The 23,355-nt window shown below is 67.4% G+C and carries 25 protein-coding genes; 10 read left to right on the top strand and 15 right to left on the bottom strand.

What is annotated here, in order from left to right:
- The first annotated feature begins 310 nt into the window (after positions 1 to 310).
- Positions 311 to 1,219, top strand: coding sequence for a LysR family transcriptional regulator (locus tag PEM_RS19460; protein WP_005420736.1), 909 nt, complete (start codon positions 311 to 313; stop codon positions 1,217 to 1,219).
- A gap of 93 nt (positions 1,220 to 1,312) precedes the next feature.
- On the opposite strand, the gene PEM_RS19455 is transcribed toward PEM_RS19460, so the two are convergent.
- Together PEM_RS19455 and lepB are read right to left on the bottom strand one after the other, a co-directional pair.
- The gene (locus PEM_RS19455; protein WP_111128745.1) at positions 1,313 to 2,569 is read right to left on the bottom strand and encodes an MFS transporter; all 1,257 of its coding nucleotides are present in this window, start codon (positions 2,567 to 2,569) and stop codon (positions 1,313 to 1,315) included.
- A 124-nt stretch (positions 2,570 to 2,693) separates the two neighbouring features.
- Positions 2,694 to 3,320 carry a signal peptidase I gene (gene lepB / locus PEM_RS19450; protein ID WP_111128746.1) on the bottom strand — a complete coding sequence of 209 codons (627 nt, stop codon included), beginning with the start codon at positions 3,318 to 3,320 and terminating at the stop codon, positions 2,694 to 2,696.
- Between the two features lie 257 nt (positions 3,321 to 3,577).
- On the opposite strand from lepB, the gene PEM_RS19445 reads away from it, so the two are divergent.
- Positions 3,578 to 3,979, top strand: coding sequence for a hypothetical protein (locus tag PEM_RS19445; RefSeq protein WP_019661885.1), 402 nt, complete (start codon positions 3,578 to 3,580; stop codon positions 3,977 to 3,979).
- 3 nt (positions 3,980 to 3,982) lie between these two features.
- Positions 3,983 to 4,429, top strand: a complete 447-nt coding sequence (locus PEM_RS19440) for a 3-dehydroquinate dehydratase (protein ID WP_004153636.1) — start codon at positions 3,983 to 3,985, stop codon at positions 4,427 to 4,429.
- Between the two features lie 116 nt (positions 4,430 to 4,545).
- Here the strand turns inward: PEM_RS19440 and dcp are convergent, their stop codons facing one another.
- From dcp to arfB, 3 genes are all read right to left on the bottom strand, one after another.
- Positions 4,546 to 6,702, bottom strand: a complete 2,157-nt coding sequence (gene dcp / locus PEM_RS19435; protein WP_111127423.1) for a peptidyl-dipeptidase Dcp — start codon at positions 6,700 to 6,702, stop codon at positions 4,546 to 4,548.
- A gap of 110 nt (positions 6,703 to 6,812) precedes the next feature.
- On the bottom strand, positions 6,813 to 7,415 hold the full coding sequence (locus PEM_RS19430) for a lysophospholipid acyltransferase family protein (protein WP_005420754.1): 603 nt from the start codon (positions 7,413 to 7,415) through the stop codon (positions 6,813 to 6,815).
- 4 nt (positions 7,416 to 7,419) lie between these two features.
- Positions 7,420 to 7,851, bottom strand: coding sequence for an alternative ribosome rescue aminoacyl-tRNA hydrolase ArfB (gene arfB, locus PEM_RS19425; RefSeq protein ID WP_005420755.1), 432 nt, complete (start codon positions 7,849 to 7,851; stop codon positions 7,420 to 7,422).
- Positions 7,852 to 7,984: 133 nt separating this feature from the next.
- Between arfB and PEM_RS19420 the strand changes: the two genes are divergently transcribed.
- Positions 7,985 to 8,518: a DUF2059 domain-containing protein gene (locus PEM_RS19420; protein WP_005420757.1), complete on the top strand. Its 534-nt coding sequence runs from the start codon at positions 7,985 to 7,987 to the stop codon at positions 8,516 to 8,518.
- Between the two features lie 75 nt (positions 8,519 to 8,593).
- Here the strand turns inward: PEM_RS19420 and PEM_RS19415 are convergent, their stop codons facing one another.
- Together PEM_RS19415 and PEM_RS19410 are read right to left on the bottom strand one after the other, a co-directional pair.
- The gene (locus PEM_RS19415) at positions 8,594 to 9,337 is read right to left on the bottom strand and encodes a pseudouridine synthase (RefSeq protein WP_111127426.1); all 744 of its coding nucleotides are present in this window, start codon (positions 9,335 to 9,337) and stop codon (positions 8,594 to 8,596) included.
- 85 nt (positions 9,338 to 9,422) lie between these two features.
- Entirely contained in the window at positions 9,423 to 10,010 is a 588-nt protein-coding gene (locus PEM_RS19410; RefSeq protein ID WP_111127429.1) for an O-methyltransferase, read from the bottom strand.
- A gap of 165 nt (positions 10,011 to 10,175) precedes the next feature.
- Here PEM_RS19410 and PEM_RS19405 point away from each other — a divergent pair, with 165 nt between their 5' ends.
- From PEM_RS19405 to PEM_RS19390, 4 genes are read left to right on the top strand one after another with little or no spacing between them, the layout of a single operon-like run.
- Positions 10,176 to 10,787, top strand: coding sequence for a PIG-L deacetylase family protein (locus PEM_RS19405; protein ID WP_053500821.1), 612 nt, complete (start codon positions 10,176 to 10,178; stop codon positions 10,785 to 10,787).
- Positions 10,787 to 11,926, top strand: a complete 1,140-nt coding sequence (locus tag PEM_RS19400) for a glycosyltransferase family 2 protein (protein WP_119706159.1) — start codon at positions 10,787 to 10,789, stop codon at positions 11,924 to 11,926. The genes PEM_RS19405 and PEM_RS19400 overlap by 1 nt, the downstream gene beginning before the upstream one ends.
- Positions 11,913 to 12,518, top strand: coding sequence for an acetyltransferase (locus PEM_RS19395; RefSeq protein WP_069138105.1), 606 nt, complete (start codon positions 11,913 to 11,915; stop codon positions 12,516 to 12,518). The genes PEM_RS19400 and PEM_RS19395 overlap by 14 nt, the downstream gene beginning before the upstream one ends.
- Positions 12,519 to 12,522: 4 nt before the next feature.
- Positions 12,523 to 13,308 (top strand): YaiO family outer membrane beta-barrel protein, encoded by a 786-nt coding sequence (locus tag PEM_RS19390; RefSeq protein ID WP_111127433.1) that lies wholly within the window; start codon positions 12,523 to 12,525, stop codon positions 13,306 to 13,308.
- Positions 13,309 to 13,360: 52 nt separating this feature from the next.
- On the opposite strand, the gene ubiB is transcribed toward PEM_RS19390, so the two are convergent.
- The gene (gene ubiB / locus PEM_RS19385; RefSeq protein ID WP_111127436.1) at positions 13,361 to 15,016 is read right to left on the bottom strand and encodes a ubiquinone biosynthesis regulatory protein kinase UbiB; all 1,656 of its coding nucleotides are present in this window, start codon (positions 15,014 to 15,016) and stop codon (positions 13,361 to 13,363) included.
- Positions 15,013 to 15,648 (bottom strand): SCP2 sterol-binding domain-containing protein, encoded by a 636-nt coding sequence (locus PEM_RS19380; RefSeq protein ID WP_005420772.1) that lies wholly within the window; start codon positions 15,646 to 15,648, stop codon positions 15,013 to 15,015. The genes ubiB and PEM_RS19380 overlap by 4 nt, the downstream gene beginning before the upstream one ends.
- Before the next feature lie 411 nt (positions 15,649 to 16,059).
- Between PEM_RS19380 and ddlA the strand changes: the two genes are divergently transcribed.
- Complete coding sequence (ddlA, locus tag PEM_RS19375) at positions 16,060 to 17,154, top strand: D-alanine--D-alanine ligase (protein ID WP_111127440.1); 1,095 nt, start codon at positions 16,060 to 16,062, stop codon at positions 17,152 to 17,154.
- 76 nt (positions 17,155 to 17,230) lie between these two features.
- Here ddlA and PEM_RS19370 read toward each other — a convergent pair whose 3' ends face one another.
- From PEM_RS19370 to oleC, 3 genes are all read right to left on the bottom strand, one after another.
- The gene (locus PEM_RS19370) at positions 17,231 to 17,386 is read right to left on the bottom strand and encodes a DUF1328 domain-containing protein (protein ID WP_005407633.1); all 156 of its coding nucleotides are present in this window, start codon (positions 17,384 to 17,386) and stop codon (positions 17,231 to 17,233) included.
- 81 nt (positions 17,387 to 17,467) lie between these two features.
- Entirely contained in the window at positions 17,468 to 18,460 is a 993-nt protein-coding gene (gene oleD, locus PEM_RS19365; RefSeq protein ID WP_069138107.1) for a 2-alkyl-3-oxoalkanoate reductase, read from the bottom strand.
- Positions 18,457 to 20,115 carry an olefin beta-lactone synthetase gene (gene oleC / locus PEM_RS19360; protein ID WP_005420778.1) on the bottom strand — a complete coding sequence of 553 codons (1,659 nt, stop codon included), beginning with the start codon at positions 20,113 to 20,115 and terminating at the stop codon, positions 18,457 to 18,459. The genes oleD and oleC overlap by 4 nt, the downstream gene beginning before the upstream one ends.
- Positions 20,116 to 20,219: 104 nt before the next feature.
- Between oleC and PEM_RS19355 the strand changes: the two genes are divergently transcribed.
- Positions 20,220 to 20,651 (top strand): YkgJ family cysteine cluster protein, encoded by a 432-nt coding sequence (locus PEM_RS19355; RefSeq protein ID WP_005407630.1) that lies wholly within the window; start codon positions 20,220 to 20,222, stop codon positions 20,649 to 20,651.
- Positions 20,652 to 20,727: 76 nt separating this feature from the next.
- Here PEM_RS19355 and PEM_RS19350 read toward each other — a convergent pair whose 3' ends face one another.
- The 3 genes from PEM_RS19350 to PEM_RS19340 form a co-directional block, all read right to left on the bottom strand.
- Positions 20,728 to 21,618, bottom strand: coding sequence for an alpha/beta fold hydrolase (locus tag PEM_RS19350; protein WP_111127447.1), 891 nt, complete (start codon positions 21,616 to 21,618; stop codon positions 20,728 to 20,730).
- Positions 21,619 to 21,758: 140 nt separating this feature from the next.
- Positions 21,759 to 22,775 (bottom strand): 3-oxoacyl-ACP synthase III, encoded by a 1,017-nt coding sequence (locus PEM_RS19345; RefSeq protein WP_005420782.1) that lies wholly within the window; start codon positions 22,773 to 22,775, stop codon positions 21,759 to 21,761.
- A 102-nt stretch (positions 22,776 to 22,877) separates the two neighbouring features.
- Positions 22,878 to 23,195 carry a DUF4156 domain-containing protein gene (locus tag PEM_RS19340; protein ID WP_005407628.1) on the bottom strand — a complete coding sequence of 106 codons (318 nt, stop codon included), beginning with the start codon at positions 23,193 to 23,195 and terminating at the stop codon, positions 22,878 to 22,880.
- Positions 23,196 to 23,355: the final 160 nt, after the last annotated feature.

The following is a 23,355-nucleotide window of genomic DNA, read 5'->3' as shown; positions in this document are numbered from 1 at the left end:
TGCGCCCTGCACCTGCAGAGGCCGAAGCAACAGCAACGGCGACAGCGGGCTTTCCGTGGGATGGCGGGGTGGGTCCGGTTACGGGGGACGCCGTAAATCCGTCCATGGAGGCTCGGTCGCGCCATCCATGGCGCTCACGCCCCCGCAACCGGACCCACCCCGCCTTCGACCGTTTTCTGCGAACTGTGGGAAATGCTTCCCATGGTGGGTGCCGACCGTTGGTCGGCACGGGGTCGGATCCCGTTGCTGCGCAACGGGCTCTGACCCCGCCTCTGATTCATTTCCGGCTGACGATGAATAAACTGGACCCATGTCCATCGAACTCCGCCACCTGCGCTACTTCCTCGCCGTCGCCGATACGCTGCACTTCGGCCAGGCGGCGGAGCGGCTGGGCATGTCACAGCCGCCGCTCAGCCAACAGATCCGCCAGCTGGAAGAACTGATTGACGCGCGCCTGTTCGTGCGCAGCCATCGCCGCGTGCAGCTGACGCCTGCGGGCGAACTGCTGCAGGAACGTGCACGCGCCATCGTGCAGCAGGTGGAGACGGCCGTGGACGAGGTGCAGCGTGCACAGCGTGGTGAGCAGGGTGAACTGCACATCGGTCTGACTCGCGCCACGCCGCTGTCGCCGCAGATTCCGCGTTCGATCCTGCGCTACCGTCAGCAGTACCCGCAGGTGCGGCTGCAGCTGAGCGAGATGAACACGCTGCAGCAGATCGACGCGCTGCTCGACGGTTCACTGGACGTGGGCATCATCCGCAAGCGCGCGCTGCCGCCGGAACTGGTGGCGCACAGCCTGTTCGTCGACCCGCTGGCGCTGATCGTGCACGCCGACCACCCTGCCCTGCGCAGGCTGTCGAAGCAGGGCACGCTGTCGCTGCGCGACTTCGCGCAGGAGCCTTTCGTGGCGTTCCGCCGCAGCGCCGGCGCGGGCATCCACGACCACATGATCGCGTTGTGCGCGGCGGCGGGCTTCACGCCGCGCATCGTGCAGGAAGCCGGTGAAGCATCGACGTTGATCAGCCTGGCCGCTGCGGGCCTGGGTGCGGCGATCCTGCCGTCGTCATGCGATCACATACGCGTGGAAGGATCGCGCTTCGTGGCACTGGCCGATGCCGGCGCGCATTCGGAAGTGCAGCTGGCCTGGCACCGCGAACGGGTAACGCCGCTGATCCGCAATTTCGCCACGCTGCTGCGTGAGGCGTTCGCCGAAGGGTGAAGTGCAACCCACCCGGGTAGTGCCGGCCGCTGGCCGGCAACCCCACATGGGCCGGCATGCCGGCCAGCGGCCGGCACTACCGTACGCGGTGGGTCACGCGGTGACCGGCTGCGGCGCGCGCTGCTGCAGTGCCCAGACGATGCCACCACCGATCAGGGTCAGCACGGCAGCGAACAGGCACACACCCAGCCAATCCCAGGCCGCATAGGCCAGGCCACCGACCCCGCCCAGCACGCTGGACCCGAGGTAGTAGGCGAACAGGTACATCGCCGAGGCTTCGGCGCGCATCGTACCGGCGCGGCTGCCAACCCAGCTGCTGGCCACCGAGTGGCCGCCGAAGAAGCCGAACGTGACCAGTGCGATACCCAGTGCCATCGCACTCAGCCACGGCATTGCCAGCAGTGCGATGCCCGCGCCGATCAACGCGAACGAGATCGACAGGATGCGGCCGCGCCCGTAGCGCGTTGCCTGCTGGCCCATCCACGCCGAACTGAAGGTGCCCACCAGGTAGACACTGAAGATCAGGCCGACCACGGTCTGGCTGAGGTGGTACGGCGGCGCCAGCAGGTGGTAGCCCAGGTAGTTGTAGAGGGTGACGAACACGCCCATCAGCACGAACGAGGTGGCGAACAGCCACGGCAGGCCCGGGTCGGCGAACAGCGTGCGCCAGCGCGACGGCAACTGGCGCAGGCCGTCACGACGGGGATGGAAGTGGCGCGACGGCGGCAGCTGAAGCCACAGGAGCACGGTGCTGGCCACCGCGATGATCGAGACCACGCCGATACCCCAGCGCCAGCCCCAGTGGTCGGCGATGATGCCGGCCAGCAGGCGTCCGCTCATGCCACCGATGGCGTTACCGCCGATGTACAGGCCCATCGCCAGGCCCAGCGCGCGGCTGTCCATTTCCTCGACCAGGTAGGTCATCGCCACCGCCGGCACGCCGCTCAGCGCCAGGCCGAGCAGCGTGCGCAATACCAGCAGCGTGGTCCAGTCATCCACCAGCGCCGAGCTCAGCGACAGCATGGCCGAGACCAGCAACGCGACGATCATCAACGGGCGGCGGCCGACCGCATCGGACAGCAGACCAGCCAGCAGCATCGCCACGGCCAAGGTGCCGGTCGTCAGCGACAACGACATCGCGCTGCCGGCGGCGGACACGCCGAAATGGCGGCTGAACTCGGGCAGCAGCGGCTGCACCGTGTACAGCAGGCCGAAGGTGGAAAAGCCGGTCAGGAACAGTGCCAGCGCGGTGCGGCGGAAGGCCGGTGTGCCCTGCTGGATGCGGGTCTCGGCGCTGGAGTCGACAGTGGGGGGGCGGCGTTCGACGGCCGCCGCGGTTTCGCCAGTCATGGGATCGATGGGCCGGTGGGGGCGGCCAAGCGCGGGAGGGAACGGGCCTCAGACTAGGCCCGTCTATCCAGTCGATCCATAACCTGATAGGTAATGATTGATATACGAGAAGTATCAATTCAGCTTACAGGCGCTGCCACTCGAAGCCGTCGCCCCGGCGGTAGTACACCGCCACCGCGCGGCCGTAGAGCTTGTCGGCGTCGACGAAGCCGAAGAAGCGGCCATCGAAGCTGTTGCCGCGGTGGTCACCCAGCACCAGCACCTTGCCAGCCGGCACCACCAGGTCGGCGATGTCCGGACCGCCGCCCATGTCCAGATCAAGGCGGGCACGTCGCTCGCCGAAGGCTTCCACGTCCTGCAGGTCGGCCATCTGCAACGGCTGGCCGTTGATACTCAGATGGCCCTCGCGCATCTGCACATGGTCGCCCGCCACTGCCGCCACGCGCTTGATCAGGCGGGTGCCGTCGGCCGGTGAATCGAACACCGCCACTTCACCACGCTGCGGAACGCCGGTGGTCATCAGTTCCTTGCCGGTGAACGGCAGGCGCAGGCCATAGGCACGCATGTCCACCACCACCCGGTCGCCGGGCTGCAGGGTCGGCTGCATCGAGCCACTCGGCACCACATAGTGGTTGGCCAGGGTATCGCGGGCGGCGGCGAGCAGGCCGAGCATCACCAGCAGCGGCAATGCTTCCTTCTTCAGCCAGACCAGCGCGCGTTCGGAAAAGGGAGGACGGGCAACAGCATCCATGACAGGCTCCGGGTGAGTGGTAGCTGCATCAGACCACATCCGGGCGGGAGAGGTTCCCGCGCCGGCTTGTTGTAGAGCCGAGCCCGCGTTCGGCTGCTCTTCGAGCGTCGGCGCAAGCCAGCCGAGCGTAGGCTCGGCTCTACAGGAAGGGTTACGCAGGTTTTACGCCCCGGCCCGGCGGCGGGCATCGCACCTTTACGGGCAGCACGCGCATCGTGTGCCCACCGCGCCACACGGCGCATTCCGCAAGGTGTTGTATGACCCTCCTGGTGATCCGCCACGCCTCTTCGTCGGCACCGCGCCCCCAACTGCCGGCACAGCTCGCCGGCCATCGCGTGCTGTGCAGCGACTGCGCCAGCCTGTCCGAGGTACGCCAGTGCCTGTGCCAGCCGCAGGCGCGCTCGGCCGACTGGGTACTGCTGGATGTCGGTGCCGCCGACGAGGCGCAATGGCAGGCCGAAGGTGGCGCGCTGCAGGCGGCGCTGGAACGGCTGCCGGCGCAGTACATCGAGTTGCAGGCACCCAGCGAACCTGGCCTGGATGCACGCCTGCGCCTGCAGCACGGCCCCGCCGCCGTGGTGGTCGACCAGCGCAGCCAGCAGGCCGGTTACCCGTTGTCGCTGGCCATTGTCGGCCGCCGCCTGGCGCAGGAGGGCTGAGTCATGTCGATCTTCATCATCCGCGGCCCGGAAGCGGCCGGCGCCCTGATCCGCACCGCGATGCCGCTGCCGGCACCGGTCCTGAAGTCGCTGGTGCATCGCGCGATCGACGCCGGAACCAGCGTGGCGATCCGTGCCTGCGGTTCGGAACAGGAACTGCTTGATGCGCTGCGCGTGGCCGATCACAGCCGCGGCGAGGTGACGCTGCTCGATCCGGGTGCGTGTGCCAACAGTCTGCGCCTGCAGCGGCTGCTGCCCTATCTGCACAACGCGTACGTAGAGGTGCATGACGACGGCGCAGTGGCCGAACCGTGCCTGCCGGCCGGTGTCGGCCAGCGCTTGGGCATCGCTGCTGGGTATGGCGCGCAGAGTTATGTGCTGGCGCTGGATATCGCGCTCGATCACCTGGGCCTGGCCGAGCAGGCGAACCGCGTGCACGTGGGGACGTAACGCTGTGTGTAGAGCCGAGCCCATGCTCGGCTGCGTCTCCAGAAAAAGCCAGCCGAGCATGGGCTCGGCTCTACACAAAGAAAAACGGCGGGGTTGCCCCCGCCGTTTCCGCTTTCTTATTTCAGCCCGCGGAACTTCAGCAACGGTTCCACCGACGGGTCCTTGCCGCGGAAATCGCGGTACAGGGTCGACAGCTCCACGCTGTTGCCGCGCGAGAGGATCTTGTCGCGGAACTCCTGGCCGTTGGCCGCCGTCAGCCCACCGTGTTCGGTGAACCACTGGTAGGCGTCATGGTCCAGCACTTCGGCCCAGAAGTAGGCGTAGTAACCGGCCGAGTAACCACCACCCCAGATATGGTCGAAGTAGGTGGTGCGGTAGCGCGGCGGCACCTGCGGCAGGTCGACCTTGAACTTCTTCAGCGCGCTGGCTTCAAAGGCGCCGACATCCTGCAGCGGTGCATCGGCCTTCTGCGTGTGCCAGGCCAGGTCGAGCAGCGCGGCCGACAGGTATTCGGTGGTCGCATAGCCCTGGTTGAAGCTGCGCGCCTTGAGAATCTTGTCGACCAGTTCCTGCGGCATCGCCTCGCCGGTCTTGTAGTGCTTGGCGTAGTTGGCGAACACCTTCGGGTCCAGTGCCCAGTGCTCGTTGAACTGCGACGGGAACTCGACGAAGTCACGCGAGGTGGCGGTGCCGGCGATCGACGGGTACTTCACGTTGGAGAACATGCCGTGCAGCGCATGGCCGAACTCATGGAACATCGTGGTGACGTCGTCGAAGCTGATCAGCGCCGGCTGGCCGGCGGCCGGCTTGGTGAAGTTGCAGACGTTGTAGACCACCGGCTTGGCACCGGTCAGGCCGTCCTGCTCGACGAACACGTCCATCCAGGCGCCGCCGGACTTGCTGTCACGCTTGAAGTAGTCGGTGTAGAACAGCGCCAGCGAGGTGCCGTCCTTGTCGAACACTTCGTACACCTTCATGTCCGGGTTGTAGGTCGGAATGTCGGTGCGCGGCTTGAAGGTGATGCCGTACAGCTGGGTGGCGGCGTAGAAGACGCCGTTCTGCAGCACGTTGTCCAGTTCGAAGTACGGCTTGATCTGCGACTCGTCCAGATCGTACTTGGCCTTGCGCACCTGCTCGGCATAGAAGTCCCAGTCCGAAGCGGCGACCTGGAATCCGCCCTTCTGCGCGTCGATGACCTTCTGGATCTCACCGGCCTCGGCGCGCGCCTTGGCGGTGGCGGCCGGCACGGTGTCGGTCAGCAGCTTGAGCGCGGCAGCCGGAGTCTTGGCCATCTGGTCGCCCAGCTGATAGTCGGCGAAGGTGTCGAAGCCGAGCAGCTTGGCCTTCTGCGCACGCAGCTGGGCCAGGCGCTGCACGGTCTGCCGGGTGTCGTTGGCATCACCGCGCTCGGCGCGGGTTTCAGAGGCCTTCAGAACGGCGGCACGCTGGTCGCGATCGCTCAGCGAGCCGAGCACCGGCTGCTGGGTGGTGTTCTGCAGCGGCAGCAGGAATTTGCCATCCAGCTTGCGGTCCTTGGCGGCGGCCGCAGCGTTGTTGATCGCGCCCTCGTCCAGGCCGGCCAGCTTGGCCTTGTCGTCAACGACAACAGCCGCAGCGGCGGTCGCGGCCACCAGGCGGGTGTGGAACTGGGTGGAGAGCGTGGTCTCTTCCACGTTGAGCTTGCGCAGGGTCGCCTTGTCGGCGTCGGACAGCTGCGCACCGGCGCGCACCAGGCCATCGTAATAGTGCTCGACCAAGCGCTTCTGCACCGGGTCCAACTCCAGCGTGTCACGCTGGTCGTACAGCGACTTCACGCGCGCGAACAGCTTCGGATCGAGGTTGATCTCGTCCTGGTGCGCGGCCAGCTTCGGCGCCACTTCTTCCTGGATCTTCTGGCGCGCATCGTTGGTGTCGGCCTGGACCAGGCCGAAGAAGATGCGCGACACGCGGGTCAGGGTCTCGCCGCTGCGCTCCATCGCCACGATGGTGTTGTCGAAGGTGGCCGGCTCGCTGCTGTCGGCGATCTTGCGCACGTCGGCCAGGTGCTGGCGCATGCCTTCTTCGAAGGCCGGCAGGTAGTCGCTGTCCTTGATCCTGTCGAACGGCGGCGCCTGGAACGGCAGCGTGCTGGCGCTCAGCAGCGGATTGGTGGAGGCTTCGGCCGGCTGCGGGGCCGGGGTCTTCTGGGCATCGGACACGGGGGTGGACTCCTTGCCGGAACAGGCCGCCAGCGCCAGGCTGATGGCGGCGGCCAGGACTACGGTACGCGACATGTAAAACGCTCCTTGGGCAGACGGTATGGATACCAGCCCTCCACCCTACTCCTGTCGCGCTCGCCCGGCATGTGCCGGACGTGGCGTCTATGCGGCGGCCTGCGGCAGGCTCAGACCGTACCGCGGGTCTTGCCGATCCAGGGCCGGTAGAACTCGCGGATGGCAGCCATGTCGGCCACATCGTCGCCGCTCGGGGTGAACAGCGGACCGATGCCGATGGTCTTTTCCGGATAGTGGAAATACGCGGTCAGGATCGGCACGTCGGCCATCCGGGCGATCTTCAGGAAGCCGGCCTTCCACTCCTTCACCGCCTTGCGGGTGCCCTCGGGCGTGATGGCGAACCACATCTTCTCGTTGTTGCGCAGCAGGTCCACCGCCTGGCCCACCGTGCCCTGTGGCGAGCTGCGATCGAGCGGAATCACGCCCAGCCGGTGCAGCAGCGGGCCCAGCGGCCACCAGAACAGCGACGCCTTGCCCAGCACCTTCACCTTCATGCCGAGCGCGATCTTCGCTGCCATGCCCCACAGCCCGTCCCAGTTGGACGAATGCGGGGCGATGATGAAGACCAGCCTGGGGATGTCAGGCAGGGTGCCGGTCACCTTCCAGCCCCCCATGCGCAGGGTGCAGCGCGCCAGCCAGCGCAGGAAGGCGTTGGGTTTGACCTGCGGCATCTGCGGCGGCACGGCCGGCAGCAACGAAGTCGGGTTGTTCAAGCAATCACTCCCAGTCACGTGATGAGCGCCCGCGCTTGATCTGCGCGCGCCCGCGTTTGGCGTCCAGACGACGCAGTTTCGACCCGAGGGTCGGCTTGGTGGCCTTGCGCGGTTTGGGCACGCTCAGCCCGGCCTGGATGAAGGCCGCCAGCCGCTCGCGCGCATCCTCGCGATTGCGATCCTGGGTGCGGAAACGTTGCGCGTCGATGACCAGCACGCCTTCGCCGGTCATGCGCCGGTCACGCCGCGCCAACAGCCGCGCGCGCAACGGTTCGGGCAACGAGGGCGAGTTGGCCACGTCGAAACGCAGTTCCACCGCAGTGGACACCTTGTTGACGTTCTGGCCGCCGGCGCCGCTGGCGCGCACGAACCGCTCGACGATCTCGCCGTCGGGGATTTCAAGCTGCGCGCTGATGGTGACCGGTCCACTGCCCATCCACGCATTGTAGCGGCAGGCACGTGGTGGAGTGCGCCATCGCGCCCCGTATGCCGCCGATCAGGCGCCGAACACGCCGCCTTCGCCTGGGCTGCGGGTATGCTGGCGGTCCCATGTACCGCAGGAAGCCCGCATGACCCGCTTCGCACCCGCCCTGCCGTCCCTGCTGCGCCGCGCCGCCCTGCTGCTGGCACTGGCCACGGCCAGCGTCCCGGCCCTGGCCGCCCCGCCGACCGACGGCGACATCAACCGCCTGCTGTCGGCCTCGCGCGCGCAGAGCATGATCGACACCATGGTGCCGCAGATCGAAGCCATGCAGCAGCAGCAGTTCCAGCAGGTGGCCGCGCAGCGCCAGCTCACCGCCCAGCAGCAGGAGCAGCTGAAGCGGATCCAGGCGCGGACCAGCCAGACCCTGCGCCAGGCCATGTCGTGGCAGCAGCTGCGGCCGATGTACGTGGACCTGTACAAGAAGACGTTCAGCAAGGAAGACGTGCTGGCGATGGCCGAGTTCTACGAGAGCGCGGCAGGCCAGAGCCTGCTGGACAAGACCCCGGCACTGATGCAGAACGTGATGGTGGCCATCCAGGCGCGCATGCAGCCGCTGTTTGCGGACCTGCAGAAAGACCTGGAAGCGATCGTCAACGAGCCGGAAAAGAAACGAGAATGAGGTAGTGCCGGCCGCTGGCCGGCTCCCCAGTACACTTGGAATCACGCAGCTGCCGGCCAGCGGCCGGCACTACCGTCAAACTGCGTCCACCTGCCAGCCGAACAGGTCCAGTGCCTTCTGGAACTGGCGGTCCAGCGGCGCACTGACATCCACGTTGCCGCCCTCCGGATGCGGAAAACGCAGGCGCTCGGCGTGCAGCAGCATGCGGTGCACGCCCTGCATGCGGAAGATGCGGTTGTGGCGCCCATCGCCGTGGCTGGTATCGCCGATCATGTGATGTGACAGGTGCTTGAGGTGACGGCGGATCTGCCGGAAGCGCCCGGTCTGCGGCTGGCAGCGCAGCAGCGCGTAGCGCGAGCTGCTGAATTCGCCCACCGGCACCGACAGCTCGCCAGTGGTCAGGCGCTGGAAATCGGTGATCGCCGGCTTCTTCACCGGCTTGCCCGGCCCACCGTCCAGATCATGGTCCACCCGCCAGGACAGCTCGGCCGGCCAGCCTCGGCAGACTGTCAGGTAGTCCTTGGCCACTTCGCCACCCATCAGTGCCTTGCCCAGCGAACTGGCGGTTTCGCGGTCAAAGGCCAGGAGCAGGCAGCCACTGGTGGCCCGGTCCAGGCGGTGCACGAGGAAGATCGGCCGCCCCAGCTGCTCACGCAGGCGGTCGGCCAGGAAATCATCTTCGCCACGGGCCAGCTTGCTGTCGTGGACCATCAGCCCGGCAGGCTTGTTGACCACGGCCAGGCGCTCATCCAGGTGCAGCAGCTGCAGGGGCGCGGTTTCAGTCTCGACCGCGGCGAGGGTGTCAGGTTCGGTACTCACCGCGGGATTATAAGGGTGCCCTGTATGGGGTCAGATCCCTTTTCCACGGGAAAAGGGATCTGACCCCGGGTCTGTGGCGTGGCAATCAGGCGTTGCGCACGGCCAGCAGTTCGCCGTTGCCCACCGGCACCACGCTGGTGCTGAAGTCCGGATCAGCGTCCAGCAGCAGGCACAAGGGTTTCATCTCTTCCGCGTGCGAGGTGGCGTTGTCCACTACCAGCAGGCCCCCTGGCCGCAGCACGCGGCGCAGTTGCGGCCACCAGCCGGCGTACTGCCCGCGGTCCGAATCCAGGAACAACAGGTCGATGCAGCCTTCGCCGGCCTCTGCCAACCACTGCCCGGCATCGCCATGCACCAGCGTGATGTGCGCGGCCAACCCGCTGCGCGCGAACGTGGATCGCGCCATCGCCACCTTGTCCTCGGCGAATTCCAGCGTGGTCACGTGGCCGTCGATGGCGGCGGCGGCTTCGGCCAGCCACAGCGTGGAGTAGCCATTGGAGGTGCCGATTTCCAGCACCCGGCGCGCGGTGCCGAAACGCACCAGTACCGACAGGAATTCACCGGTGTCCGGCGTGATGTTGAGCATGCGCCGAGCGCGCTCGGTTTCATGCGCGTCGTTTTCAGCACCGAAGTGCATCAGTTCGTTCTTCAATTCCGAAAGCCGCATCGTCATCGCTTCTTTCAATTGCCGCAGCAAGGGTGAGCATTGTGGCCCGTCCGGCCACATTTCGTACTCCTCCTAGCCCCGCGCCGCGCTCACGTTGCGATAGTTCCCGCCTTCTTCACGCGGGACGGTGCACCCGCCCGCTGCCCTCTTGGTTTCCGCAAGGACACGGCCATGGTTCTCGACATTCTGGCAATCGGCGCCCACCCCGACGACATCGAACTCGGTTGCGGCGGCAGCCTGGCCAAACTGGCCCGCGCCGGTGCACGCATCCATGCGCTGGTGCTCAGCCGTGGGGGCCGTGGCTGCCATGCCGGCATCGACCGCGGCGACGAATCGCACCGCGCGTTGCGGCGCTTGGGTGTGGCCGAGGTGATCCAGCGGGACTTCCCGGATACCCGCTTTCCTGCCTGCCGCAACGACATCGTCGCGGCGCTCGAGCAGGCCTGCGCGCAGATCGCACCGCATCGCGTCTACACGATGTGCGGCGAAGACCATCACCAGGACCATCGCACCGTCCACGAAGCGTCGATCATCGCCTGCCGCAGCATCCCGCAGATCCTCTGCTACGAGAGCCCCAGCACGTTGCCACAGTTCGCACCGCAGGTATTCGAGGACATCAGCGCACAGCTGGACCTGAAGATCCATGCCTTGCGCGAGCATGCCAGCCAGGGCGATCGCCACTACATGCAGGAGGATCACCTGCGCTGCCATGCGCAGTTCCGCGGCCAGCAGATCGGCATCGGCCCCAGTGAAGGCTTCGTGCCCTACCGGCTGGTGCTGTGATGAAAACGCTGCTGTTCCTGGCCATGTGTGCCTTCATCCTGGTGCGTGTGTGTGTGCAGGCCTTGCGCCGCCCCAGCACGCGCCTGTACAGCATCGATGCGATCGTGCCGGCCTACAACGAAGCCCCCTGCCTGGAGCGCTCGTTGACCAGCCTGCTGCAGAACCCCTACGTGGCGCGGGTGATCTGCGTGAACGATGGTTCCACCGACAACACCGCGCAGGTGCTCGATGCGCTGCAGGCGCACTGGCCCGGGCGCCTGGTGGCGGTGCATCAGTCCAACACCGGCAAGGGCGGCGCGCTGATGCATGGCCTGCAGCACGCCACCGCCGAGCAGGTGTTCCTGACCGACGCCGACACCCATATCGATCCGCGCGGCCACGGCCTGGGCCACCTGCTGGACGAGATCGAGCGCGGTGCCGATGCGGTCGGTGGCGTGCCGTCGTCCAGCCTGCAGGGTGCCGGCTTCCTGCCGCATGTGCGCGCCAGCCTGAAGCTGCCGATGATCGTCATCAAGCGCAGCTTCCAGCAGTGGCTGGGCGGCGCCCCCTTCATTGTCTCCGGTTCGTGTGGCCTGTTCCGTACCTCGGTGCTGCGCAAGGTCGGCTTCTCCGACCGCACCCGCGTGGAAGACCTGGACATGTCCTGGTCGCTGGTCGCGCAGGGGTACCGCGTCCGCCAGAGCGTGCGCTGCGTGGTTTACCCGCAGGAATGCAACACGCTGGTGGAGGAATGGCGGCGCTGGCGGCGCTGGATCGTCGGCTATGCGGTGTGCATGCGCCTGCATCGCGGCCTGCTGCTGACCCGATTCGGCCTGTTCAGCATCCTGCCGATGATGCTGCTCGCGCTGGCCGGCATCGTGCTGACCCTACAGGTCTGGTTCGGTGCGGCCCTGCTGCATGGGCCTGGTGGCCTCGCCCTGTCGGTGATGCCGCTGTTCTGGATTGGCATCGTCATGTTGCTGGCGGTGATCAGTGCGATCCATCACCGCCGGGCGTGGCTGGTACCCGCCGCCGCGTTCTCGATGTTGTACGTGCTGCTCGCCTACGCGATCTGGTTGACGCACGGCGTGGCCGGGCTGTTCACCGGACGCGAACCGCTGCGCGACAAACCGACCAGGTATCCGCATGTGGTGGAATGACCTGGCCGCGATGGCCGCCGCGCTTTCGACGCTGCCACCGCACGTCGATTCCACTGCACAGGTTTCGCCGCGCGCGATGGTGCAGGGCAAGGTGAGGATCGGCGCCGGCAGCCGCATCTGCGACGGCGCCCAGCTGCAGGGGCCGGTATCGATCGGCCGCGACTGCCTGATCGGCAACAATGCGCTGCTGCGCGGCCCATTGCGTATCGGTGACGGCGTGCGCATCGGCTTTGCAGGTGAACTGAAGAACGCACTGATCGGCGACGGCGCCTGCATCGGCCCGCAATGTTTCATCGCCGACAGCCGCGTCGACGCCCGTGCCTACCTGGGCGCGCTGGTACGCACCAGCAACCATCGCCTGGATGGTGCGACGGTCGCCGTCCACATCGGCAATACCGTCATCGACAGCCAGCGCGACAAGCTCGGCGCCTGGATCGGTGAGGGCGCCGCGCTGGGTGTCGGCGTGATCATCCTGCCCGGTCGCATCGTCGCGCCGGGCAGCCAGTTCGGACCGCGCATCACCGTGGAACGAAACCTGCCGCCCGGTCGCTACCGGCTGCTGCAGTCGCTGCATTCCCAACCCCTGGAGTAACCCCATGCGATTGATCATCCGTGGCGCACTGCCGTGTGCCCTGCTGCTGGCTGTGTCCAGCGCCCACGCCGGCATCGACCGGCTCTCGGTGCAACTGGACCATGCCGACTACACCGACGGCTTCGGCAAGCGTGACGTACAGACCGTGGACGTGGCCGGCCGCAGCGGTGACAGCCGTTGGCATCTTGGCCTGGCCCATGGCGAACGCGACTACGGCAGCAAGCGCTTCGGCGGCAATCGCGTGCAGGGTTCGCTGCACCAGCGCTGGAGTCCTCGCGTCTCGACCCGCACTGCCTTCACTGCCTCCAACGATGACCCGGTATTCGTCAACCGCCAGGTCAACCAGGACCTGCAGTGGCACGTGGCACCGCAGACCGTGCTGAGCGTAGGCGGCAAGTACGCCCAGTACCATGCCGGTGCATACGTGAGCGGCTGGTCGGTGGGCGCAGCGCATTACTTCCCGCGCGTGACCGCCTCACTGCGCCACGAGCGGCATCGCCAGTCCAATGGGCCCGACGGCCATGGCACCACGTTGTCACTGCGCCTGAAGGATGCGCAGGGCCGTGGGTCGACCCAGCTGTGGCTGGGCAGCGGTACTTCCGGCTACACCGCCGATGCCGATCCGCTGCTGCTGCGCGAACACGATGCACGACGTGCCTTCCTGCGCCGCAGCCAGCCGCTGGGCGAGCATCTGGTGTTGGACATGGGCATCGGCAAGACCTGGCACAGGACGCGCCTGGACCGCTTCCAGAGCGTGCAGTCGCACCTGGGCCTGGGCTATCACTGGTAGAGCCGTGGCCGGTCGGCGGCGCGCGACGCCGCCGACTGTGGATCAACGGGGATCAGCGCCACCACGCGCGCGCCAGCGCCGCCGCGCCGACGGCACCAGACACCCAGCTCCACATCGGCAGGTCGCCCCAGTACCAGCCCGGTGGCTGCAGCACGTACATCAGCGCGGCGATGGCCAGCAGGCCGACGCCGGTGATCGCGCCGACCGCGCGCTTCTGCAGGCGCTGCACGCTGGCATCCAGCGCAACCAGATCGCGCGAGCGCATCGCCAGCTCGTGGCGCCCCTCCACCTGCTGGGTCAGCCAAGCGTGTACCAGGCGCGGCATGTCCGGCGCGTGGGTCATGATTTCCGGCAACCGCTTGCCGATCTCGCGCACCACCCGGCGTGGGCTGTAGCGCTCGCGCAGGATCTTCGCCAGCACCGGCTTGGCCACCGCCCAGATATCGATCTGCGGATCCAGCTGGCGGCCAACACCTTCGATGTTCAGCAGGGTCTTCTGCAGCAAGATCAGCTGCGGCTGCAGGGTCAGCTGGTAGCGCTGCGCCACGCGGAACAGCTTCATCAGCACTTCGGCCAGCGAGATCTGCGACAGCGGGCGGGTGAAGTACGGCTCGCACACCGAACGCACGGCCGCTTCCAGATCATCGATGCGTACGTGATCGGGCATCCACCGCGCCTGCACGTGCAGTTCGGCGATGCGGCGGTAATCGCGGTTGAAGATGGCCATGAAGTTCTCAGCCAGGTAGTACTGATCCTCCTGCGACAGCTGGCCCATGATGCCGAAGTCCAGCGCGATGAATCGCGGGTTGGCGCGGCGGCCCGGATCGGTGTCGACCCAGATGTTGCCGGCGTGCGCATCGGCATGGAAGAAGTTGTCGCGGAACACCTGGGTGTAGAAGACCCGCACGCCCTTGGCGGCCAGTGCCTTGCGGTCGATGCCCGCCTTGTCGAGCGCGGCGACGTCGTCGGACGGAATGCCCCACACGCGCTCCAGGGTCAGCGCGCGCTCGGCGGTATGGCTCCAGATCACTTCCGGCACGTACAGGTCGTCGCTGTTCTCCCAGAAGCGGCGCAGCACGCTGGCATTGGCGCCTTCGCGCTGCAGGTCCAGCTCGGCGGCGAGGGTGTTCTCGACTTCGGCCACCACTTCGCGCGGTCGGATCTTGTCGGCACGCGGATGGGTACGCTCGACCAGCGCGGCCAGCGAGTTGAGCAGGGCGATATCAGCGTCGATCTGCTTCTCGATGCCCGGGCGCAGCACCTTGACCACCACCTGGCGGCCATCGGCCAGCGTGGCCGCATGCACCTGCGCGATCGAAGCCGAGGCCAGTGGTTCGGTATCGAAGCTGGCGAACGCCTCGCTGACCGGCAGGCCAAGCGCTTCCTCGACAATGCGGCGCGCAGTGTCACCGTCGAACGGCTTGACCCGGTCCTGCAGCAGGGTCAGCTCATTGGCCACATCCGGCGGCACCAGGTCGCGGCGTGTGGAGAGGATCTGGCCGAACTTGACGAAGATCGGGCCGAGATCCTGCAGCGCCAGGCGCAGGCGCGCACCGCGCGACTGTGCGGCGATGTCGGCCGAGGCACGCGGCACGAACGGCTTGGCCAGGCGCAGCCAACGCTCGGCCGGCGTGCCCTGCAGCAGGTCGTCAAGGCGGTAACGCAGGATCACCCGGCCGATGCGGCTCGCCCGCAGCACGGCCTTCATGCGGCACCCCGCAGGCGCTGCACGCGCGCGCCAAGACGCTCGACGTCATCGCGCAGCACGTCCACATCATCATGGAAGGCATCCAGTTCGGCGCGCGGCACCACGTCGCGCGATTCCTCGGTGATGAATTCGGCGGCGCTGTGGGCCAGGTCGATCGCCCCCTGGCGCGCGTGCTGCAGGGCGCTGCGCAGGGTGTTGGCGACCTGCACGCCCAGTACCTCGCCGAATACGCTGACGAACGGCTGCTGCCAGTCCGGGTCGAAGCCCTTGGCCAGCTGCTGCAGGCGCCGCGCCAGTTCGGCGTCACCGGCCACGCGTACACGGCCCTTGTTGTTGGACTCGCCGCGCCGTGCGTTGGCCAGCAGCGGCAGCTGCGCCAGCACGCCGGCCAGGCTGCTGCGCACGGCCAGGTCGGCTTCCTGCGCATCCACCGGGCCGACCCGCAGCTGGTCGCCGTCGACGCTGATGCGCATCGCCAGCGACGGCGCTTCCAGGGTCAGGTCGATGTGCCGGCCATCGAGGCTGGCCAGGGCATGGCGGGTATCCGGATCCAGCGCCAGCGCGCGGTTCAGGGCGATCTGCAGGGCGCGGCCAGCGACCGGCTTGAGGGACTTGAGCAGGGAAAGAGCCATGGGCGCATTCTACCTGCGTGGGTGGGGGGCTTGGGCCGGGCTGCCGCCCGGCACCCGCAGTAGTGCCGGCCGCTGGCCGGCAAGATCAACATCAAAAGCTGGCTATCCGTGGGATGGCGGGATGGGTCCGGTTGCGGGGGACGCCGTAAAACCGTCCGTGGGGGCTTGGCCGCGGCATCCATGCCGCGGACACCCCCGCAACCGGACCCATCCCGCCTTCGACAGTTTCCTGTCGTCCGTGGGGTCGGATCCCGTTGTTGCGCAACGGGCTCCGACCCCTGTTGATGGGCCATGAGGACGGTAGATCCACGCCATGCGTGGATGGATTTCTGGTTCATCTGTGCCTCACGCGGTGGGCCGATGAAGGTTCATGCTATACGGCCACGCAACGCACAGGACATCGCATTCCCCATGGCACGGACCCGGGTCGGCATCATCTTCGGGGGCAAGTCTTCCGAGCACGAAGTTTCACTGCAGTCGGCGAAGAACATCCTCGATGCGCTTGATCGCGAGCGCTTCGAGCCGGTGCTGGTCGGCATCGACAAGCAGGGCCAGTGGCATCTGAGCGAGCCTGCGACCTTCCTGCTCAATGCCGATGATCCGGCACGCATCGCGCTGCATCGCTCCGGCCAGTCGCTGGCGGTCCTTCCCGGTGCCGAGCAGGCACAGCTGCAGCCCTCCGATGCGGCCAGCGTGCTGGGCCAGATCGATGTGGTGCTGCCGATCGTGCACGGGCCTCTGGGCGAGGACGGTGCGCTGCAGGGCCTGCTGCGCATGGCCAACCTGCCCTTCGTCGGTTCGCCGGTACTGGGCTCGGCAGTGGCGATGGACAAGGACGTGACCAAGCGCCTGCTGCGCGACGCCGGGCTGCAGGTGGCGCCGTGGCTGTGCATCCGCCGCCACCAGGTGGCGGAGGTGGATGTCGATGCGGTGATTGCCCAGCTTGGCCTGCCGCTGTTCGTGAAGCCGGCCAACCAAGGCTCGTCGGTAGGCGTGAGCAAGGTCAAGGATGCGGCGGGCTTTGCCGAAGCGCTGGCATTGGCGCTGCGCTACGACCACAAGGTGCTGGTGGAATCGGCGGTGATCGGCCGCGAGATCGAGTGCGCGGTGCTGGGCAACGAACATCCGCAGGCCAGCCTGTGCGGCGAGGTGGTGGTGCACGACGAGTTCTACGCCTACGACACCAAGTACATCAACGCCGATGGTGCCGAAGTGGTGGTACCCGCGGATATCGATGCTGCAACACAGGCACGCATCCAGCAGATCGCGCTGCGGGCCTACCAGGCGCTGGAGTGTGCCGGCATGGCGCGCGTGGATGTGTTCCTCACTGCGGGCGGCGACATCATCATCAACGAGGTCAACACGCTGCCGGGCTTCACCCGCATCAGCATGTACCCGAAGCTGTGGGGTGCCAGCGGCGTGGACTACACCACGCTGATCACCCGCCTGATCGAGCTGGCGCTGGAGCGCCATGAGGCCGATCGCGGGCTGCAGAGCGCTGTGTAACGTCGTGATCGCCCGCAGAGTCGAGCATAGCTCGACTCTGCGGAAAGCGATGCCGGCCAGCGGCCGGCACTACCGGCTAGCCGCGCTTGCGGAACATCGAGATCACAGCAAGGATCAGGAACACCACGAACAGGATCCAGGCGATGTTGGTTGCGGCGCCGGCGATTCCGGAGAAACCCAGAACAGCGGCGATGATGGCGATGACAAAGAAGATGATGGCGTAGTGCAGCATGGCGCTCCTCGCGGGTGGTCGAGCCTTGGATGGCGTGGGTCCATCCTCCCGATCCTGCGGTGTGCAACCAGTGACGGCGATCTATGCAGCAGATGAAGCCTTCAGCCTGCGCAGCCCCTCTTCGATGCTGACCTGCGGCACGTAGCCGAAGTCACGGCGTGCCGGTTCCATGCTGTACCAGTGCGGCGTGCACAACTGCTCGGCCAGGAAGCGGGTCAGCGGCGGCTCGCCACGCAGGCGCAGCAGCGGCCACAGCCGCTCGCAGATGGCGCCAACACGGTACGCGGTCTTGAAGCTGATCGCCTTGTCCACGGATGGCGCACCCACCGCAGCCAACAGCTTGTTGACCAGCTCGCGCATCGGCAACGGCTCGCCATTGGAGATGAAGTAGGCCTTGCCCGCACACGCAGCGCCCGGCGCCAGTGCCTCGAAGGCGAGGAAGTGCGCCAGCGCGGCGTTGTCGATGTAGGTGGTATCGACCTTGTTGTTGCCATCGCCGACCAGGCGCAGGCGTCCCTGCCGCGCACGCTCGGCCAGCCTCGGCACCAGCTGCTGGTCACCGGGGCCCCAGATCAGGCGCGGACGCAGCGCCACCGTCGCCAACGCTGCATCGTTGGCGGCCAGCACGCGCTGTTCGGCGATTGCCTTGGTAGCCGCATACGGCGCCTGGAAATCTTCGCCGTACGGCACCTCGTCAGCCCCGAGGCCTTCCACCGGGTGCGTGGCACGATGGGTCACGCTGGGCGTGGAGGTGTAGACCAGCCGGTTGATGCCATGCGCGCGGCAGGCCGCGAGGACGTTGTCGGTGCCGACCACGTTGGCCTGGTGGTAGCTGTCATAGCTGCCCCATGCGCCGGCCTTGGCGCCGTTGTGGAACACCGCATCGACGCCGGCCACCGCATGCAGCACCGCCTGCGCATCGGCCAGATCACCGCGGATCTGGCCCACGCCCATCGCTTGCAGTTCCGGGTAATGACTGCGGTTGAACGCCAGCACCTGGTGGCCACGCTCGACCAGCCCGCGGCACAGCGCCTGCCCAAGGAAACCACCGCCACCGGTGACCAGGATCTTCATGCGCGCTTCTCCAGTTCGGCGCTGGCCCAGACGGCGAGCTTCTCGCGGCCGATCTTGGCGTTATGACGGATATCGACGGGGAACGAAGGGTGTACCAGGAAGTGCTCCAGCCCGGCTCCGGCCAGGCATGCGGCGGCCTTGGCACGCAGCGCTTCCTGCAGTGCCGGGCTGTCGGACCGGCCACGCTGCAGTTCCACGCACAGCACCGGCACCTGCGCACCAGCGGCACCCACGCCAACCAGCGCAGTGCGCGCCACGCCGGCCACGGTGTTGAACATCGGCTCGACCTGCTCGGTGTACAGCGGCCCGCGCGCGGTTTCCACGCGCTGCGTCTTGCGCCCGCAGAACCACAGGCGGCCCTGCACATCGAAATAACCAACGTCACCCATGCGATGCACCACGCGGGTGCTGCCATCGGCCAGCGTCTCGCGGATTTTCGCGGCGGCGGTGGCCTGCGGGCGGTTGAAGTAACTGTCGGTGGCGGTCGGCCCGGCCACGGTGATCTCGCCCACCTCGCCGGTGGCCAGCACACGTGCCTGCGACCAGTCGGCCAACGGTGCGTCGTCGATGGCGATGATGCGCACCTCGTTGGGGGCCACCACGTTGCCCACGCAGGTGCCGGCACCGGCCTCGGTCGCCGCGCGGGTGCGCTCCAGTTCGCGGCCTTCGACCACCGCCACCGGCAGGCACTCGGTGGCGCCATAGGGAGTCCAGAACTGCGCATCGGCCGGCAGCAGGCTGCGGATGGTGGCGACCACGTCCGGCGGCACCGGTGCCCCGGCCGAGGTCACCCGGGTCACCGTCGGCAGTGGCCGCCCGTGCCGGGCCAGCACCCGCATCAGCGCTGGCGAGCCGAACAGCTGGGTTACGCCGAAGCGCTGGATGGCATCGTGCAGGCGTCCCGGGTCGGCCTGCGCCGGCCGCGTCGGGTCCATGTCCGGGATCACCGAAGTCAGGCCCAACGCCGGGTCGAACAGCGCGAACGGTGGGAAGGTCGGCAGGTCCACCCCACCCGCTTCCATGCCGAAGGCACTGCCCAGCAGCTGGATCTGGCCGACGAAGTGGCGGTGGCGGTAGACCACGCCCTTGGGCACGCCGGTGGAGCCGCTGGTGAACAGGATCGCCGCCATGTCCTCGCCATCGGTATCGGCCAGCATGGCCCCCCCCTTGGCACCGGCACGTTCCAGCGCGGCCAGGCTGGTACCGCCCCAGCCGAGGCGGCGGCCGACCGTCACCAGCCGGGTGGCCGACGGCGCCCAGCGCAGCACCAGCCGCGCCACATGCGCCAGCGGAATGCCGATGAAGGCCTGCGGCTGCGCCTCGTCCAGGCACTGCTTCAGCGCGCGCCGGTCGATGCCCGGATCGACCAGCACCGGCACTGCGCCCAGCTTGAACAGCGCGAACATCAGCAGGAAGAACTCCGGAGAAGGCCGCACCATCACCACCGTGCGCACGCCACGGCCGATCCCGTAGCCGGCCAGGCCGGCGGCCATGGCATCACTGCGGGCGTCCAGCTGACGGTAATCGAGGGTGACATCGTAGGCGGCCATGCCGTTGCCGGCGCCGCGGCGGCCCGGGCAGCGGATGGCGATCTGGTCGGGGCGTTCACGCGCCAGTTCAGGCAAACGGGCCGCAATGTTGCAGGGTCGGTTCATCCGTTCATTGTCGCCGCTTACGGAATTTCTTGCGCGGCGGCCCACTTCGTGGAAAATCCGCACCCTCGTTCCCGATTCCGACTGCCGCCCGAGGCGGCTTGCCCATGCAACATCCCTGCATGACCTGCGGCGCCTGCTGCACCCAGTACCGCGTGGCCTTCCACTGGATGGAATCGGACGAGGTCACCCCCGGCGGCGTGCCGCACCAGCTTACCGAGGTGCTGGACCCGCATCGCCTGTGCATGCGCGGCACCCATTCCAAGCCGGTGCGCTGCGTCGCGCTGGATGCGCAGATCGGCGTGTATTCACGCTGCACGATCCACCCCAACCGGCCCAGCGTGTGCCGTGAGGTGGATGCATCGTGGGAATACGGCAAGGCCAGCCCGCAGTGCGACAAGGCGCGCATTGCCTATGGCCTGGATCCGCTGACGCCGGCCGACTGGCGTTGGCGCGATGACGCCGACAATGACGACGATCATCCGGACGACAACGGCAACAGCCCGTCCTCGCCGCCGCAGGCACCGGTCGCCGCATAATCCGGTGTGCCGACCAACGGTCGGCACCCACCCATACCTTCCACTTGTGGGTGCCGACCGTTGGTCGGCACACCGCTCAGATCGGGTTGGCGTCCAGGAACGCGCGGATCTCCGGTACCAGCACTTCGTGCTTGTCTTCCAGCACATAGTGGCCGGCGTCCTCGAAGGCATGCACCTGGGCCTGCGGCAGCGCGGCCTGGAAGCCCTTCAGGAAATGATGGTCGAACACGAAGTCGCGCAGGCCCCAGCCGAGGAAGGCGGGACGGTCGGCGAACGACGGCAGCGCCTTGCCGGCGCGTTCCAGCAGCGACCAGGCCTTGTCGGCCGGCGACAGCGGGATGTCCTGCATGAAGCGGATGGTGCTGATGCGGTTGGCCCAGCTGTTGTACGGCGACACGTAGGCGCGGCGCACATCGGCCGGCATCCTGCGCTCCACCCCAAGCCAAGAGGCACCGGACGAGAACGCGTTGAAGGTGCGGATGATCCACTCGCCGATCTTCCAGTGGCGACCCAGTGCGATCTGCCACGGCATCTTCTTTGCCGCCGGCATCGGGAAGGCAGCGGTGTTGAGCACCACCAGGCGCTTCACCTGCTCGTGGTGCGACAGCGCCCAGCCGAACCCGATCATGCCGCCCCAGTCGTGCACGGCCAGGGTCACCGGGCCGGTGATGCCCAGGTGCTTCAGCAGCGCATCAAGATCGTCCACGCGCGACTGCAGCGTGTACTCATAGCGGCTGTCGTCCGGCTTGTCCGACAGGCCCATGCCGATGTGGTCCGGCACGATGCAGCGGTAGGTGTCCGACAGGCCGGCCACCAGCGTGCGCCAGTAATAGCTCCACGACGGGTTGCCGTGCACCATCACCACCACCTCGCCATCGCGCGGGCCCTCGTCGAGATAGTTCATCGACAGGCCGGGGCGGACCTCGAAGCGCTGCGGGTGGGCGGGGTAACCGGGAAGATCGCGCATGCGGAGCACCTAAGGAGAGTCGCGGCGCAATGTAGAGCCGAGCCGTTGCTCGGCTGCTCTCCGGTCCGCTGCGGAAGAGCCGCGCTGCGCGCGTGAGCCGAGCATGGCTCGGCTCTACAGGAGGTCGGGCAACGGGCTGCTTACCAGACCACTTCAGCCATCGAGCAGTTCAGGCCCGAGCCAATACCCAGAAGCGCGATGCGATCGCCCTTCTTCAGCTTGCCCAGCTGCTTGAGCTTGCTCAGCACGATCGGCACCGAGGCCGGGCCGATGTTGCCGTGCTCGCCGAAGATGGTCATGACCTTCTTCGGGTCGATGCCGAAGTTCTTGATGAACGCGGCGGTGTGCGGCTGGCTGACCTGGTGGATCACGAACTGGTCGAGCTCTTCCACGGCCCAGCCGAGTGCGATCTTGGCGGCGCTGAAGGTCTTCTGCGCCAGCTTGATGCCTTCGATCAGCAACAGGCGGGTGTCGGTGACCATGCGGTCCAGGTTGCCCAGGCACAGCTGGTTCCACTCGGTGGCCGAGCGGGTCACGCCGCCCTTGTAGCGCGGCGCGTCCGGCACCAGCTCCGCGCGCGCCATCACCATCGCGGCGGCGCCCGACCCGGTGGTCAGCGCGGCCAGCTCGTTGCGGAAGTCATCGGCGGTGACGTCCGGGGCGGTCATGCGCTCCAGGGTCTTCTCGTACACCAGATTGGCAGTCTCGCCGTCCACCACCAGCGCGTAGTCGATATCACCGCGCTCGATCATGCGCGCCGCGATGTCCATGCCGTTGATGAAGGCCAGGCAGGCGTTGGCGACGTCGAAGGTCATGCATTCGTCGCTGACACCGAGGTTGCCCGACACGATCGAGGCCGTGGACGGCTCCAGGTAGTCGCGGCTGACCGAGGTGTTGACCAGCAGGCCGACCTGGGTCGCGGTGATGCCCGCGTCTTCCAGTGCCTTGCGGCCGGCCATGGTGGCGGCGTCCGACGCCAGCACGCCGTTGTCCCACAGGCGGCGGGCGTGGATGCCGGCGATGTCGCCGAGCACATCGGTGCGGATACCCAGGCGATCCAACGTCGGCTGCAGGCGTTCGTTGATTTCCTTGGTCGTCAGCGTATGCGGTGCGTCGACGTGTGCCAGGCCGGCGATCGAGACATTCTTGAAGAGCATCGAGGTTAGCGCCAAGGCTCAGGCAAAAGGGGGCGCTATTCTATAACCCCCGCGCTTTCACCGCATCTTTACGAATTCAGCCTCGGCCGTATGGTGAAGCGTTCAGCGCGGCGGGCACTGGAACGCGGCGAAGCGCTGGCTGCCATCGGCGGGGGCCGCAGCGGCCTGGACGGCATTGGCGCCGGCGCTCGGGGCCTCGTTGCGGGCCAGGGTTTCCAGCTCTTCCTGCACCCGCAGCGGGTTGCGGTTGTAGAAGCCGACCTTGCTCTTCACGGTGACCACCACCTCGCCCTTGGCGATGCAGCCGGCCGGAACCGGCCCTGCCGGCAGCACGCGGGTTGCCTTGCCGGCCGGTTCGATCGGCACCCAGGTACAGGCGGTGACGGTGAGCAGCAGGGAGGAAAGCAGCAGAACGCGCATGGGCAGATCCTGGAAGGGTATGGGGGGATTCTGCCTGAACAGCCTGAATCGGGGGTAGCCGGGGCCGGGGTCAGAGCCCCCTGCGGGGGATCCGACCCCAGATCGGCAGAGGGGTCGGATCCCCCGCAGGGGGCTCTGACCCCGCCTTCGGGTCACGGAG

The sequence above is a fragment of the Stenotrophomonas sp. Pemsol genome, assembly GCF_003586545.1.
GTDB classification, from domain to species: Bacteria; Pseudomonadota; Gammaproteobacteria; order Xanthomonadales; family Xanthomonadaceae; genus Stenotrophomonas; species Stenotrophomonas sepilia.
The sequence above is the reverse complement of the archived record's forward strand: the minus strand, read 5'-3'. Positions and strand labels throughout refer to the sequence as shown.